This is a genomic window from Nostoc sp. CHAB 5715, assembly GCF_020829685.1.
Taxonomy (GTDB): Bacteria; Cyanobacteriota; Cyanobacteriia; order Cyanobacteriales; family Nostocaceae; genus Nostoc.
In genome coordinates this window covers 1-14,679 of record NZ_JAIVFR010000046.1, presented here as the reverse complement: position 1 = coordinate 14,679, position 14,679 = coordinate 1, and the positions used below count along the sequence as shown (strand labels likewise).

12 protein-coding genes are annotated in these 14,679 nt (G+C 45.4%); 2 read left to right on the top strand and 10 right to left on the bottom strand.

The annotated features are described in order from the left end of the window. Positions 1–98: 98 nt before the first annotated feature. The 9 genes from LC574_RS04415 to der all read right to left on the bottom strand — a co-directional run bounded on the left by LC574_RS04415 (position 99) and on the right by der (position 11,203). On the bottom strand, positions 99–2,777 hold the full coding sequence (locus LC574_RS04415) for an RNA helicase (protein WP_229451671.1): 2,679 nt from the start codon (positions 2,775–2,777) through the stop codon (positions 99–101). Next, the gene (locus LC574_RS04410; protein ID WP_229451670.1) at positions 2,774–2,929 is read right to left on the bottom strand and encodes a hypothetical protein; all 156 of its coding nucleotides are present in this window, start codon (positions 2,927–2,929) and stop codon (positions 2,774–2,776) included. Before LC574_RS04410 ends, LC574_RS04415 begins: the two co-directional genes overlap by 4 nt. A gap of 25 nt (positions 2,930–2,954) precedes the next feature. Continuing rightward, entirely contained in the window at positions 2,955–3,773 is an 819-nt protein-coding gene (proC, locus tag LC574_RS04405) for a pyrroline-5-carboxylate reductase (RefSeq protein WP_229451669.1), read from the bottom strand. 120 nt (positions 3,774–3,893) lie between these two features. Next, on the bottom strand, positions 3,894–4,496 hold the full coding sequence (locus LC574_RS04400; RefSeq protein WP_229451668.1) for a cell division protein SepF: 603 nt from the start codon (positions 4,494–4,496) through the stop codon (positions 3,894–3,896). Between the two features lie 379 nt (positions 4,497–4,875). Continuing rightward, positions 4,876–5,544 carry a YggS family pyridoxal phosphate-dependent enzyme gene (locus LC574_RS04395; RefSeq protein WP_229451667.1) on the bottom strand — a complete coding sequence of 223 codons (669 nt, stop codon included), beginning with the start codon at positions 5,542–5,544 and terminating at the stop codon, positions 4,876–4,878. Further along, positions 5,541–5,819 (bottom strand): transcriptional coactivator PipX, encoded by a 279-nt coding sequence (gene pipX, locus LC574_RS04390; RefSeq protein ID WP_229451666.1) that lies wholly within the window; start codon positions 5,817–5,819, stop codon positions 5,541–5,543. The genes LC574_RS04395 and pipX overlap by 4 nt, the downstream gene beginning before the upstream one ends. Before the next feature lie 899 nt (positions 5,820–6,718). Then, a complete protein-coding gene (locus LC574_RS04385) occupies positions 6,719–8,410 on the bottom strand; it encodes an anthranilate synthase component I family protein (RefSeq protein WP_229451672.1) in 1,692 nt (563 codons plus the stop codon). Between the two features lie 173 nt (positions 8,411–8,583). Next, positions 8,584–9,501 (bottom strand): energy-coupling factor transporter transmembrane protein EcfT, encoded by a 918-nt coding sequence (locus LC574_RS04380; protein ID WP_229451665.1) that lies wholly within the window; start codon positions 9,499–9,501, stop codon positions 8,584–8,586. Between the two features lie 331 nt (positions 9,502–9,832). Then, entirely contained in the window at positions 9,833–11,203 is a 1,371-nt protein-coding gene (gene der, locus LC574_RS04375) for a ribosome biogenesis GTPase Der (RefSeq protein ID WP_229451664.1), read from the bottom strand. A gap of 762 nt (positions 11,204–11,965) precedes the next feature. Here der and LC574_RS04370 point away from each other — a divergent pair. Further along, positions 11,966–12,178: a hypothetical protein gene (locus LC574_RS04370; RefSeq protein ID WP_229451663.1), complete on the top strand. Its 213-nt coding sequence runs from the start codon at positions 11,966–11,968 to the stop codon at positions 12,176–12,178. A gap of 453 nt (positions 12,179–12,631) precedes the next feature. Here LC574_RS04370 and LC574_RS04365 read toward each other — a convergent pair whose 3' ends face one another. Then, positions 12,632–13,414, bottom strand: a complete 783-nt coding sequence (locus LC574_RS04365) for a beta galactosidase jelly roll domain-containing protein (RefSeq protein WP_229451662.1) — start codon at positions 13,412–13,414, stop codon at positions 12,632–12,634. Positions 13,415–13,576: 162 nt separating this feature from the next. Between LC574_RS04365 and LC574_RS04360 the strand changes: the two genes are divergently transcribed. Then, a partial coding sequence (locus LC574_RS04360; protein WP_229451661.1) for a hypothetical protein occupies positions 13,577–14,679 on the top strand: 1,103 nt, incomplete at its 3' end.

Sequence of the window (14,679 nt, the reverse complement as noted above, 5' to 3'; positions counted from 1 at the left end):
CTCTGCACAAAATATCTTGAGAATAGATAAGTAGTTAAACATAATTTACGATCGCACCTCCAGAATGTGGGATCAAATACTCTGTAAAAGCGTCTTGTTTATTCAAGCACCTCATTCACAGGGAATCTATCAATCAACTGCATCGCCCGATGGGCATTACGGCAGAAAGAGTCTGGCAAATGAGGAACGTGGGGTATTTGTGATAATAAATCCAACGTCCGCCGTAGAATTCTCACCACATCGCCTTCATCCAAGGTGGTGTTTTCGCAGAGTTGTATCCACTCCATTCCTAGCGCCCATTGTTCCACGATCGCAATTAACTCAAACTCTAACCATATAGGCAGCGCTACGTTATACCGCCGTTGTAATTGGAACATTTGGCGGCGAATTCCCCGCAATTTTGCTAAGGATTCTGCTACTTCATTACTAAGCTCAAAGTTAACCTTGCTATCTGGACGGGGCGTTTCCATCACCAAACCGGCGGCGGCGGCGGCTAAATGATGCGGATCTAAGTTGTCCAATTCACCACTAGCGAATACTAAACCCAGCCATAATTCATTCTCGCCTCGAATGGCGGCAGCGATTCGCCCTAATACTGTGGGTACTAAGTTATCTAAAGCGCCAAAGTGTTGCAGAATTGCGATTAAATTCAGAAATTCTTCCCAATGACGTTGTGACTGTTGCTCTACTTGCCCTTGCAACTGTTCAAGTTCGGCTTCTAGTTCGACATAGCGGGCCCGGCGCTTGAAAAGTGTGGCAGCATTGCCTGATTGATGTAGAGGATGAGCTTCTAATTGCTCTTGGACGGCAGCAGTGCGACTGAGTTGTTCTGCTACTTCTGGTGCCAGATGTAAAGATTCTACCGGATCGGGAATACGGGTGGCGATCGCAAATGTTTCTTGATTACCCCGGCGCGACTGTCCTGGCTTCAAAGGCATCTCTGGCGGTGGTAGTAAATCAGGTGACACCTCAATTCGCGGCAGTTCAGCATACAAATCAACTACATCCCCTGTTGTTGCCACATACCAGCGATTATCGTGCCCCAAGCATACCAAGTAAGGAGCTTGACCAGAACCAGGCGATTTTCCTACTAACACTGCGGTTACAGGTGAAGATACTGTGATATTTTTACCTTTGAGACTCAGCAGAGTTCCTGATACTGCAAAGCCCAACATCATCCCCAATTCTTCTTGTCTATCTTCCTGCGCTTGCTCTTGCAAGGTTTTCAATATCTGGCGTTCCACTTTCAGGCGTTGCCGCAATTTCTCATAAACAGCCAGTTCATTTTCATCAACTGCGACGATTTGCTCATGAAGTTGAGCTAATTGTTTTTGCAGTTCGGCAATCTCATCGTATTCTGGTCTTAAATGCAAAGTGGCCATGTACTGCCCAAAGCTGCGTTCTATCAGTTCCCTGGTTTGCTCTAGGGTGTGTGTTTGCAGCAAGTTGAGTACCATGCCATAACTGGGCGTAAACTGGCTTACAAGGGGATCTGGCTTGGATGTTCCCAAATACGCCGCTTCTTTGGCTCCTTCAAAGGGAGTTTGGACTGTCACCACATGACCTTGTTTATCCATCCCCCGGCGGCCTGCTCGTCCCGCCATTTGCAAAAATTCGGAAGCATTTAACAAGCGGTGTCCAGTATCGGTACGCTTGGAAAGGGTAGAAATTACCGTTGTCCGGGCGGGCATATTAATTCCCGCAGCTAGCGTTTCGGTTGCGAATACTACTTTAATCAGCCCTTGCTGAAATAGTTCTTCTACCAGTGCTTTCCAAGCAGGTAAAATTCCGGCGTGGTGGGCAGCAATTCCCCGGTATAAGGGTGCAATTTGTCCAGAACGCCCTGCTTCGGGATTGCGGGCTAAAAAGTCATCAATCTGTTGCCGTAAAATCTGGGACTCTTCATTATTTACTAGCCATAAATCACCCACTTCTGCCACGGCTTTATCACATCCCCGGCGGCTGAAGATAAAGTAAATCGCTGGTAACATATCCCGTTGCTCTAACTGGCTCAAGGTAAAAACTATTCCAGGAGCCTCTGGTCTACCACTTCTCCCCCTCTCCCTTTCTCCCCCTCTCCCTTTCTTCTTCTGAATAAGGCGGGGGTTAATTTTGGTTTTGTTATCATTTAGCAGGGGAAATAACCCTTTGGGATTGCAAAAGTGAAATTCCAAGGGAACTGGGCGAAAATCGGAGTAAATCAGGTCAGTTGGCCCGTGAACGCGGTTTAGCCAATCGGTGAGTTGATCGCTATTGGCAACCGTTGCTGAGAGGGCTGCCAGTTGCACTTCCCGGGGACAATAGATGATTGATTCTTCCCAAACAGTACCGCGCTGGCGATCGTTCATGTAGTGGCACTCATCAAGGATCACCGCTTCCACGTCTACTAATGAGATGCCGATTTGCCCAATGGGTGTGCCATAGAGCATATTTCGGAAAATTTCTGTGGTCATTACCAAAATCGGTGCATCTCTGTTAATGGATGCATCTCCAGTTAACAGTCCGACTTGATCAAACCCGAATTTTTCTCGAAAGTCACGTAATTTTTGATTCGACAACGCCTTTAGGGGAGTAGTATAAAATACACGTTTACCTCGTGCCAGGGCGCGATAAATGGCGTATTCCCCGACTAATGTTTTGCCCGAACCTGTGGGCGCACATACGACTACGGAGCGTCCGGCGTTTAGGGACGCGATCGCTTCTTTTTGAAACTGATCCAGATCAAAGGGAAATATAGACCCTAAGTCAAGTTCTGGAGACGGTGCAGGATAATTCACTCAATCACATTTGCAACCAGATTGTCTACTATACTAACGAGTCTTTTGTCAACTTCGTTAGGGAGAGAGGGGAGTAGGGAGTAGGGAATAGGGATTAGGGGACTAGGAATAGAATAAATTTTATTGAATTTTCCCCACTCCCCACTCCCCACTCCCCACTCCCCACTCCCTACTCTCTCATTTTCCCAGTTCTTGCGATCGCTCTGTGGCAGCTTTGACTGCTTCTATTAAAGCTGAACGAAATCCTGCCTGTTCTAGCTTGGCAATTCCTGCAATGGTTGTACCTCCGGGACTGGTAACGCGATCTTTGAGTTCTGCTGGGTGCATTTTGGTTTCATGTAACAGTTTCGCTGTTCCCAAGACGGTTTGCAAGGCTAGTTGATTGGCAATTGCTCTAGGTAAACCTGCGGATACTCCGCCATCAGCAAGTGCTTCTACCAAGAGCGCCACGTAAGCCGGTCCGCTACCAGATAGCCCTGTGACTGCATCCATCAGCGCTTCTGAGACTTCTACGACTTCCCCCACAGCAGAAAACACCTGCTGTGCTATTTGCTGGTGCTTGGCATTGGTGTATGCACCTGAACAAATGGCGGTAATTCCCGCTCCCACTGTTGCTGGGGTGTTGGGCATTGCTCTAATAACTGGCAATTGCACAAATGCAGCTTCTAGCTGACTCAAAGGCACACCCGCCAATATAGAAATGATTAGGGGTGAGTGTTCTTGATTAAGAATATCAATATCTGTTAATTCTTGAGCGATCGCGCTGAACACCTGCGGTTTTACTGCCAAAAAGACAACTTCTTTGACTTGGGCGAAAACTTGGCTATTATCTGTAGTCACAGCAACATTGTATTGCTGTTTTAAAAAATCTAGGCGTGAAGATAGCGGTTCGCTAACTATGACTTCTGATGATTGATAAATTCCACGCGCAATAAGGCGGGATAAGAGCGCTTCTCCCATTACCCCACCACCAATTAAGCCAAATTTTATAGTCATTAGTCATTGGTCATTAGTCATTGGTCATTAGTCATTAGTCGTTTGTCATTTGTCACTACGATCAAAACCTAGGACAAATGACAAAGGACAAATGACAAAGGACTAACAACTAATTTAACTTTATTGTGCCATCCGGTTAGTTTCGTTGCCCCAGGTTTGATTTGGAGAACCTGTAGGACGAGAGGGACGTGCTGGCGGTTGTGGTACTTCATGAAGAACGCCACCTTGGGTGCTAACTTGGACACAGCTTGGTGTAAACAAGAAGATGCTCTCACCGATGCGCTCTTGATGTCCATCTAGTGCGTAAGTACCACCTGCAACAAAATCTACTGCTCGTTGAGCTTGATCTGGATCCATAATTGTCAGATTTAATACTACTGACTTGCGTTCTCGCAACGCTTGAATTGCCTGGGGCATTTCTTCAAAGGTGCGTGGTTCGAGTACTAAAACTTCCGAAATTCCGTTAATTGCTCCTGGCATACCAATCACATTCCCCATTGGCTTTGAACCTGCTGTTATATCATCTCCCATTGTAGGCACTGGTTCCCGCCAGCGTCGATTTTGAGCGGCTGGGCTTTCCTGTGCTGCTGGTGGTTGGGGATTTTCTTGCTGATACAGGTTTTGGTAATTATTATCTGTTTCTGGTTCTTCTTCGTAATACTCGTATTCAACTTGCTCATTTAGACCCACAAAGTCTCTGAGTTTGGAAAATATATTGTTCATGGTCTGTGTACTCTCCTGGTGCGAATAGCCTGTATTGACTTGGCTTAGGATTGATTGAGTAGGAGCAATGCCTACTTCGGTAAACTACGCTACATCGGTGGATACTTCAGCAAGTATATTGCTATTTGTAACCATACTACTGGTTTTGGCGATGAACTGACACTTATAGCAAAGGTCTGTGCATCGCCTAAACATAATAATGAGTCAAGATTATATCCTAAGGTTTGTCCGAAGGAAAGTTCTTTTACCCCATTTTCCCTTAGCGATTGCTTTTGTCAATATATATCGTTTGTTTCTAATTGCACCAGTCTGCTACAAAATTCTTGTCATCAAATCCTGATCTCTATTAATACTGACCTGTAAGGCTGATGATCAAAGGCTAGGAGCGATCGCCAAACAATATTGTTCCTAATCGTACCATCGTCGCGCCTGCTTGGACTGCCAGTTCGTAGTCGCCTGACATACCCATAGACAAGTGCTGCATTTTAATGTGCGACCAGTTTTGCTCCTGGATTTTCTTTGCTAGCTCACGATTGAGATTAAATACATTCAAAATTTCCGGATCATTTAATCCTGAAGGCGGAATTGTCATCAAACCTTGAATTTGTAAATTTTTATATTGATCGAGTGTGGGTAAATCAGCTAAAAGTTCTGGCACACTCCAACCAGACTTGTTGGGATCGGGGAGAATTTTCACTTGCAGGCAAACCTGGGGACTCACTCCTAGCTGTTGCGCCAATTGATCTAAGCGCTGTGCCAGCTTCAAGTTATCGACGGAGTGAATCCAAGGGAATTGTTCAATGGCTTTTTTGGCTTTATTGCTTTGCAAATGTCCGATAAAGTGCCAGGTAATATCCGGTAAGTCTTGTAACTCGGCTTGTTTGCTGGCAGCTTCTTGGATACGACTCTCGGCAAAATCACGAATTCCTGCGGAGTATGCAGACCGAATGGCCTGGGCAGGAACTTGCTTACTAACAGCAATCAATTTGACTGAAGTTGGCAGAGAGGAACGAATGGAAACAATACGTTCGGAAATCGAACTATTCATTGGAAGGTGCGTTGGAAAACACTCTGAAGCTGATCGTACTCCTGAGATTGTCCACTGCGCCGCAGGGTACGTAAGCGATTTTCCAACATCATTCTCGCCTCAGTACGTCCTAGAGACTGGAATTTAACACCTTTAACGTCATTTGCAACCAAAAAAAACAAGCGCTGGGCATAAAGTGTGGTGAACAAATCCTGGTTCTCATCAACCATACAGATTTTGTAAAGTAAACCCCAAGTTGGATGGTTTATGTAAGTTTCTGCGTTTTCTGGAGTCATTTAAGAGTCAAGGTGTAGTCAAGGTGGGAGTATATATATCTTTTCGCAGTGAATTCAAAACATTCAGACGATAATACCAACATTCGCCAGAATATTTCCTTAAAAAGCAAAACTGTGGTTGCGAAGACCTTGATCTAGTTTCTAGTGGGCAGATGAAGCTAGTAGTCCGTCAAGCCAAAAATGACGGGTGAAGGTGGGGAGTAGGGAGTGGGGAGTAGGGAGTGGGGAAAGAGTTTTTTGTGTTTCTCAAATGTCTTGATATCCGTCAAAATATATTTGACACACCACTAGTACCGCAAGGCAAAAGTCAAAAGTTAAGACTGAGCGACTTGCCTTGAGCTTGTCCTGAGCTTGTCCTGAGCTTGTCCTGAGCTTGTCCTGAGCTTGTCCTGAGCTTGTCCTGAGCGTAGCCGTTGGCGCAGCCTCTCGTAGAGAAGGGCGTAGCCCAAAGGAGTCGAAGTGTTAAAAGTCACGCTTGTTTTAATTTTGGGCTTTCTGGCTGTTTTGAAACGGTCGGCTGATTTCCGCCGACCTGTACTAGTGGTAGTGAAGCGCAATGGTACAACATGAAACGCGAAGCGTAGAATCGAAGAGTAGAGGCTTGTCGATAGATTTCGCCTTATGCTTTGGTGACTCAAATACACAACCTGGCGGTACAAGGCATAAAACAGTTCTGACCCTCTTATTGAAAGTTTAGCGTGCCAAAGGAAAACACCCTTTGAAATTCCCAATGGCAACAGCTAACTTTTCAACTTCTTTCCATACTGCCACAACTGTCGCAAAATGGCACAAAATTGGGAGTGGGGAGTGGGGAGTGGGGAGATGAGGGAGCAGGGGGAGAAAGAATAACTAATAACCTATTCCCTATTCCCTACTCCCTACTCCCTACTCCCTATTCCCTATTGATTATTTAGCATTTTCAGGGCTGCCAGTTGTGCCTGAGCTTTGTGCAGAGATTCATACCATTCTTTCTCAGGATCGCTGTCTGCGACAATTCCCGCGCCAACTTGTCCCCAGACAATGTTGAGTGCTGAGTGCTGGGAGATGAGTTTTGAGTAAGGAAATGAAGAAGAATTTGCTCCCCCTGCTCCCCCTGCTTCTTCAGACACGGGGGCTAGTAGCAGGGTGCGGATTAAGATATTTAAATCTAAATGACCACGCCAATCTAAATAGCCGCAGGAACCGTAGAACAAGCTGCGCCGCACGGGTTCTAGTTCTTCAATAATTTCCATGCAACGGACTTTGGGACAACCTGTGATTGTGCCACCTGGAAACGTAGCGCGAATCAAATCAATGGCAGTGTATTCGCTTTTTAAAGTACCTTTGATATTGCTGACAAGATGCATCACATGGCTATATCGCTCAATTGTCAGCAATTCGTCAACACTAACCGTTCCCCATTCACAAACTCGCCCTAAATCATTACGTTCCAAGTCCACCAGCATGATGTGTTCTGCACGTTCTTTGGTGTTGCTGAGTAAATCTTGTGCCAGTTGCATATCTTGTTCTGGAGTGACACCACGCGATCGCGTCCCAGCGATCGGTCTGGTTTCGGCTTGCTGATTTTGCAACATTACTAACCGTTCCGGCGAACAACTGATGACTTCCCCCCAAGGCGTTTGCCAATAGCTGGCAAAAGGAGAAGGATTGATTTTTTGCAAGGCTTGATAAATTTCCCAACCAGAAGCCGATGTAGACGCTTGAAATCGCAATGAAAGATTTGCCTGAAAGATGTCTCCAGCTTGAATATATTTTTTCGCTTGGTTTACAGCTGTTTCATAATCTGCTTGCGATGTCAAAAACTGAGGGAGCGAGGGAGATGGGGGAGATGGGGGAGATGGGGGAGATGGGGGAGATGGGGGAGATGAGGGAGATGGGGGAGATGGGGGAGATGGGGGAGATGGGGGAGATGGGGGAGAAAATTCTACTTTGTCCCTTAATTCCCCTTTTTTGTTCTCTAATTTGTGCTGGAACTCATCGAGTTCACTTACATCACTGGCGGCTAGCCAAAGAATTTGTTGCACGTGATCTAAAACGGCAAAACAATCTGGTTCATACCAAAAAGCTATAGGAAATGGTAGGGGATCAATTTTATGATATGGTAACTGTTCAATTTCCCATGCTACATCGTAGCCTAGCCAACCTAACCAACCGCCGGTGAAGGGGAGATGAAGAGGTAGGGAAGCAGAGGGAGCAGGGGGAGCAGGGGAAGAAAATACTACCTCATCCCCCTCATCCCCCTCATCCCCCTCATCCCCCTCATCCCCCTCATCCCCCTCATCCCCCTCATCCCCCTCATCCCCCTCATCCCCCTCATCTCTCCTTACCCCTTGCTCTAACAACTTTTCTAGGAAGGGAAAAACTTCTCCTACTTCTGGTGTCCACATCTGGGGGATGCCATCGACTAGCCGAGGAGCGCCTGCACAGATAGAATATCGGCTGAGTTGGGGATGATCGATTGGCGTTGGGTAGGGACTTTCCAGTAGGGTAGCAATTCCCGGTGCAAAGATGGGGTGAAAAAGAGCAGCAAAAATTTCCGAACCTGTGCGCTTTTCTAAGGGTAGCGATCGCCAATACCAAGCCTTGATCATACTGTTTAAAAGCGTTGTCAATAATTTAGTCATTAGTCATTAGTCATTAGTCATTAGTCATTTGTCATTTGTGTTTGAAAGGACAAAGGACAATTGACAAAGGACAACCTCACCAGTTGATGTGCAACTTAAATGCGTAACAGCTTACCTATTACCACTTTCTCGGTGCAAAATCAGACCTGAGTTCCTATCGCTAGCCGTATTCCCCAGAATAAAATTAAAGTTGCAATAGCAAGCCAGTCACGCCCTTTAAGTCGTAAGTCGTGCCACTGCACTTGATGCTCGTTGGGACTGGTAAAACCCCGCACCATCATTGCATTCGCCATTTGATCGGCTCGTAAGAGCAGATTTTCTAACAGTCTCTCTGCGACTGTCATCCAAACTTTGAATCCTCCTTTCAATCCCAACTTTTTCCAATTAATTGCCCTTGTCATCACGGAGCGAAATAAGTTTTGCACTTCTTCTAAAACCAGGGGAATAAAGCGCAAGGACAAGGTTAAAGTTAAAGCAATTTCGGTGACAGGCCACTTGAAGCGTCGCAGGGGTTGCATTAGGCTTTCTATGCCAGATGTGATTTCTTCTGGTGCGGTTGTCAGCAGATACAGGTTGGTGCTGTAAATTACGGTAAATATAATTGTACTCAGACGTACAGCCAAATTCAAGGAGCGGCGAGTTACTTTAACTGGGCCTTTGTGAAATAGCACATAGCTGTATTTGTTATTACTTGCTGGCTCTTGAATAATATTTTTTGAGTTTCCTGGCTGGGTTAATATTTGTTCATTGGCTGGGAGACGTGGCTGATAATCAACACCCATTGCATCAGGACTGATGGCTCCGATCGCTAAGACAAAAAACGATAGCATTAACAGCCAACCCATTTGCTGCTGCCATACTCGGCGGGGAATCCTAGCAATTAAGGTGGCAAGAATCAATATTACCACCAGCAGCACCCGCCAAAAGTTGTTAGCTAAAACATAGCTTGTTAAAAAGCTCATCAACCAGGCGAACTTGACTCGCGGATCGATTTTATGCAGCCAAGTTTGGGGCTGTTCTAAATAAAGTCCAAGTGGCAGCGATCGCAATAAATCCATTTTAGAGTTAGGAGTGAGGAGTTATGAGTGAGGAGTTAGGAGTTAGGAGTTAGGAGTGAGGAGTGAGGAGTTATACTAATTACCTGTGAGGTTGCATAGAACCAGTTGCTCAAGCTCTTGTTTCACCAAGTCTGATTTTGTGTAGTTTCACAAATAATTGCTATTTAGGAGTTTTCAATTTAACTCATAACTCTCTCACTTTGTGCCGCTATCAAACTCAAGTCCATAGAGTTCTATAATTAGAAATTTTGGTTTTAACTCCTAACAGACGCGATTAATCGCGTCTCTCCCAACTCCTAACTCCTAACTCCTAACTCCTAACTCCTAACTCCTAACTTATTTTGACGCGAGTTGCTCTATTAACATTACCACTTTCGGCATCACGGACTTTTTTGCTCCGCCACAGTAAAATAATTGGCGTGCCTTTAAATCCTAGCTGTTGCCGGAATTGGCGTTCAATGTAGCGGCGGTAGTTGTCGTTGAAGCGTTTGGAATCATTGACAAATAGTGCGATCGTTGGTGGTTGGCTACTTACTTGTGTACCATAATAAATCTTGCCCTGACGCCCACCACGGGATGCTGGCGGTGAATGCCAACTCACAGCGTCTGTTAAGACTTCGTTAATAACTGATGTGCTGACACGGCGTTTGTGTGATTCAGCCGCCGTTTTCACCAATTCGAGAATTTTTTCTACCCGTTGTCCTGACAAGGCACTCACAAAAATTGTTTCTGCCCATTCGGTAAAATGTAACCGTGATTGCAGAGTTTTTTCGTAGTCGTAGATTGTGTAAGAGTCTTTTTCGACAGCATCCCACTTATTAACGACGATGATGCAAGCTCGACCTTCTTCAATAATCCGCCCAGCTAATTTTTGGTCTTGCTCAGTGACTCCATCTACGGCATCTATTACTAATAAAACCACGTCAGCGCGGCGAATCGCTTTGAAAGCACGGTTAATACTAAAGAATTCTGTGCCGTATTCTATGTGTTTCTTTTTGCGAATGCCTGCGGTGTCAATCAAGCGATAGGTTTGTCCGTCTCGTTCAATTACGGTATCAATAGCATCGCGGGTTGTGCCAGAAATTGGGCTGACAATTGCCCTCTCTTCCCCAACAAAAGAATTGAGTAAGCTTGATTTGCCCACATTCGGGCGTCCTACAATTGCTACTTTAATTTCATTAGTTTCGGGGATATCTTCAATAGCAGGTATGTGATTAACTAACTCGTCGAGTAACTCTCCTGTGCCACTTCCATGAATCGCGGAGATGGGGTAAGGTTCGCCCAATCCCAATTCCCAAAATTCGGCAGCTTGCATTAAGCCTTGTTCTGGGGATTCACATTTATTTACAGCTAGTAGCACAGGTACGGGTTGTTGGCGCATCCATTCGGCAATTTCTAAATCTGCCGATGTGGGGCCTGTTTGACCATCTACGACAAAAATAGCGGCACACGCTTCTGCAAGAGCTGTCATTGCCTGTTGGCGAATTAGTGGTAAAAATTCGGTATCATCATTAAAAACTAAACCACCAGTGTCTACCACCAAAAATTCTCGACCATTCCAGAAAGCTGGCAAATAAGTGCGATCGCGTGTCACTCCCGGTTCATCATGGACAATCGCCGTTTGTTCCCCGGCGAGTCGATTAACCAGGGTGGATTTGCCCACATTTGGGCGTCCGATAATTGCAACAATTGGCAGTGCCATAAAACCAGGGTAAGTCAGAGACGTAGTATATCACGTACTTACATTTTACTCACTTTAAGTCTTAATTAAATTTACTAACTGATATCTGAGGCGATCGCCTGCCAACTAACCGTAAAGCAACAGGACCAGGACTTACGCAAAAACTCTCTGCAACTCTTATTCCTTCTCCTGTCGGAGACGCCAAGGGCGAACGTGTCCTTCGTGCCAACTCTTGGAGACGCACTCGCGTTCGCGGTTCGTTATTCCATGACTCATGCTTGAGGAGAATCCAGAAGTCAGAATTCAGAATTCAGAATCTCCCCATGCCTAAAGTCAGGGGATTCAAAAAAGTATAAATTTTTATCGCTTCCACGGATAAATCCGGGGGCTTTCAACCTAAGTCGCCATCCAGTCGTACAGAATTCATGGCTTTTTTCTGGCTCCTGAATTCTGACTACTTTCTTGGTAAGTCCTAATTACAACATTAAGAAGAAACATTACAACCTTGGTCATCAACATTACAACATTAAGAAGAAACATTGCAACCTTGGTCATCAACATTACAACATTAAGAAGAAACATTACAACCTTGGTCATCAACATTACAACATTAAGAAGAAACATTACAACCTTAGTCATCAACATTACAACATTAAGAAGAAACATTGCGCGGTTCGCCAACAAGTCATAATAGAGAAGGTGTTATATCATATCCGGATAATTAGTTATGATTCCCACAGTCATTGCACCCCACACGCCAGGTGCAACAAGAGTGGCTCGCCGATGACAGTCCCCTCAAGTCGGGAAACCATGCACGGCAAGAAAAACATGGGAGTGCAGCAAGTTTTGTTGCATCCTGACAACGAAACATTAGCGATATTAGAATACCTCTGTCAACAATCTGGCAAGCTTTATATAGCGGTTCCCATCCAGATGCGGTACAACATTATATCGCAAGGTGTAGGGGCACGAGCCAGCTCATACGTGTCAACTTAACGTAAAAGCCATGTCCCGCAAGGAACTGAAGTTCCTTGCTAATAGTAAAAGTCATCTCTTGATGACTAAATATAGCCAAAAATCTTTAGTCTACTTTAGTAGACTTTAGCTATTAGCCTTGAACTTTAGTTCTAGGCGGGCGTGGAAGCCAACAGTTAAGCTATCTATAGCTGTAACCGTTCACGGGGGTTAGATCATTCGCCTAAATACTAAAGCTCTTGCGGAGCAATGGTTTGGGGTTATTTCTGCTCGAAACTAATCGTACCTAAAATGTCTAAAAGACAATTTGCAAACCAATGTAGGACTTTTGACTACTCAAAATTATCCGGAAAAAATCAAATCTAGACAGGTTTTCGTATTGATTCCGTGTGATTTCATCTCAGACATTTTGTATTCCCCTCCGTGAACGGTTACCTATAGCTTAAGTTGACACCAATGAGCAATGCTGTGCCCCTACGGGTGTACCTCACGTAAACGAGAACCGCTATAACAACGGTATTTATTTTGCTCGTTGCTGTGATTTCTCAGTTCTGCACTTACCGTCACCGACGCCTGACTCAGGTCTTTTGTGTTGACATGAGGAGCAACAAACAGGTGGCTTACAGAGACCTTTCCTGATCTTTTCAGTCTTATTTCCCTGAAAATCCCCATGTTGTTGTCGGGTGGTTTGGGAGCCCAGTCTACAAAACCCATGTAAAAATTACGCACCTGCGGAGGAAAAACTTCTACAAGAAGTACATTGTTTACGGATTTGATGGCAGAGGATACATTGATTTCAAACTGACGGAAAGCCCCGGCAAGGGTATCCTGGCTGGCAATCTGAACGCCGTTGAGCCAGATATTGGCCCGGTAGTTAATGCCATCCACCATCAGGCTCAGGTTGTCTTTTTCCTGGTCAAAGCCGTCAAAATCAAACTGGTTTCTGAACCACCAGGAGTGCTTGAATCTTTCAGCCGGAATTTTCTCCAGGTTTTTATCAAAAAAGATGTCCTTATATTCGCCTGACTCGGCTAAAGCTCCCAACACAGTGGTCGGGACACTTGTTTTGGTCCATTTTCCGGATTGTCTGATGCCTGCAGTGATGGTTTTGGCATCACCTTCCACCTCGTGGGTCGAGGCGATCATCCACCCGTCCCTTAAAGAGAGTTCTCCGGGTTTAAGAGGGGCATCACAGCCGGTTAATGACAGCAGGAGTAAAAAGGAAAACAAAAGTGGAATTTTATGTTTCAGAAGCATATCACCTTGCCCGGTTTTTAGATTTGATATTTAGATATTACTGAAGGGAATGCATTTCGGGCTATCGCTATAAAAAATATATTTTGACAGGATAGTCTCTTTACGGTCAATCAGGGTATAGTACAATAAAAGTCATATCCTTCAAAAATACCCACTATTGAAATGAAAAGCAAACAGGTTTATTTAAGCATGTTGGTAGCCGGAATGGCCATGGGTACAGCCTGGGCCATCAGGGGACAGTTTGGTCATGAGCAGGGAGCCGCCTGGGCCGGAGGCATCGGTGCCCTGGGTGTTTTGCTGGTTTCCAAACGGACAGACTGGTACAATAAAGTTTTCAGTGTGGTACTGGCCGGAGCCTTAGGCTGGGGCATAGGAGGGGTGATGAGCTATGGTGTGGTGGTGGGCTATGGCCGGGCCACAGATTTCGGAAATGTGTATTACGGTTTGTGTATGCTTTTTGTCATTGGCGGTTTATACGGTTTTTTAGGAGGAGGCTTGTTCGGACTGGCGATTTCCAGCTCTGCCAAAAGGATGGTCAAATGGTCGAACATCATCGTAGAGATGGTAGTGGGAGGGCTGCTGGTTTATTTCTTCTTTATTGAGCAGTTCGGCTGGCTGATGACCCCGCCGCGATCTGAAATGTGGGCAGCCTGCCTGGGTATGGCCCTGGCATTGACCTGGTACCTGGTTCGCAATAAGCAACACGCAGCCATGAGGGTGGCTATTTTTGCCGGATTGGGCGGAGGTTTCGGTTTTGCTTTCGGCAATTTCCTCCAGGTTCTGGGCGGTGTACTCGAAATGAAATTTAACTTATGGAATGTCATGGAATACTCGCTGGGCTTTTTTGGCGGAGTCGGGATGACTTACGGCACGCTGACGTCTCATTGGGAGGTGTCGGAAGACAAACATAAGAAAACTTCACAATGGTTTCCGGTCATGATGCTTGTGCTGGTGATTCCGCTGATTGTCTGGCAACAGTCTTTTGAAGTGAAGCGGATTGCAGAAACCTACCTGAATCTGAGTCCGGCCGACTGGACCCTGCCCGTTATCTGGACTGCTTTTGCTTTGGTGTTGCTGTTCAGTGCTTTGTGGTTTAATAAGTATTATTTCAGGCAATCAGGTATTGTTAATTATGGGTATAAGGACCTCTTTACTTTTTTTGCCGGTCACCTGGGGCTCTATATTGTATTCAGTTTTCTGATCACCGGGGCATTCATCAGTATGTACAGGATTGAGCAGTATTTGTACGTAATCAACCTGGTGGT

What these genes read in the sequence shown, in the direction of transcription:
- pipX (WP_229451666.1), bottom strand. Translation starts at nt 5,819, where the DNA reads ATGACTCCAGAAAACGCAGAAACTTACATAAACCATCCAACTTGGGGT.
- der (WP_229451664.1), bottom strand. Translation starts at nt 11,203, where the DNA reads ATGGCACTGCCAATTGTTGCAATTATCGGACGCCCAAATGTGGGCAAA.
- LC574_RS04395 (WP_229451667.1), bottom strand. Translation starts at nt 5,544, where the DNA reads ATGAATAGTTCGATTTCCGAACGTATTGTTTCCATTCGTTCCTCTCTG.
- LC574_RS04400 (WP_229451668.1), bottom strand. Translation starts at nt 4,496, where the DNA reads ATGAACAATATATTTTCCAAACTCAGAGACTTTGTGGGTCTAAATGAG.
- LC574_RS04385 (WP_229451672.1), bottom strand. Translation starts at nt 8,410, where the DNA reads ATGATCAAGGCTTGGTATTGGCGATCGCTACCCTTAGAAAAGCGCACA.
- LC574_RS04380 (WP_229451665.1), bottom strand. Translation starts at nt 9,501, where the DNA reads ATGGATTTATTGCGATCGCTGCCACTTGGACTTTATTTAGAACAGCCC.
- proC (WP_229451669.1), bottom strand. Translation starts at nt 3,773, where the DNA reads ATGACTATAAAATTTGGCTTAATTGGTGGTGGGGTAATGGGAGAAGCG.
- LC574_RS04370 (WP_229451663.1), top strand. Translation starts at nt 11,966, where the DNA reads ATGACAGTCCCCTCAAGTCGGGAAACCATGCACGGCAAGAAAAACATG.
- LC574_RS04365 (WP_229451662.1), bottom strand. Translation starts at nt 13,414, where the DNA reads ATGCTTCTGAAACATAAAATTCCACTTTTGTTTTCCTTTTTACTCCTG.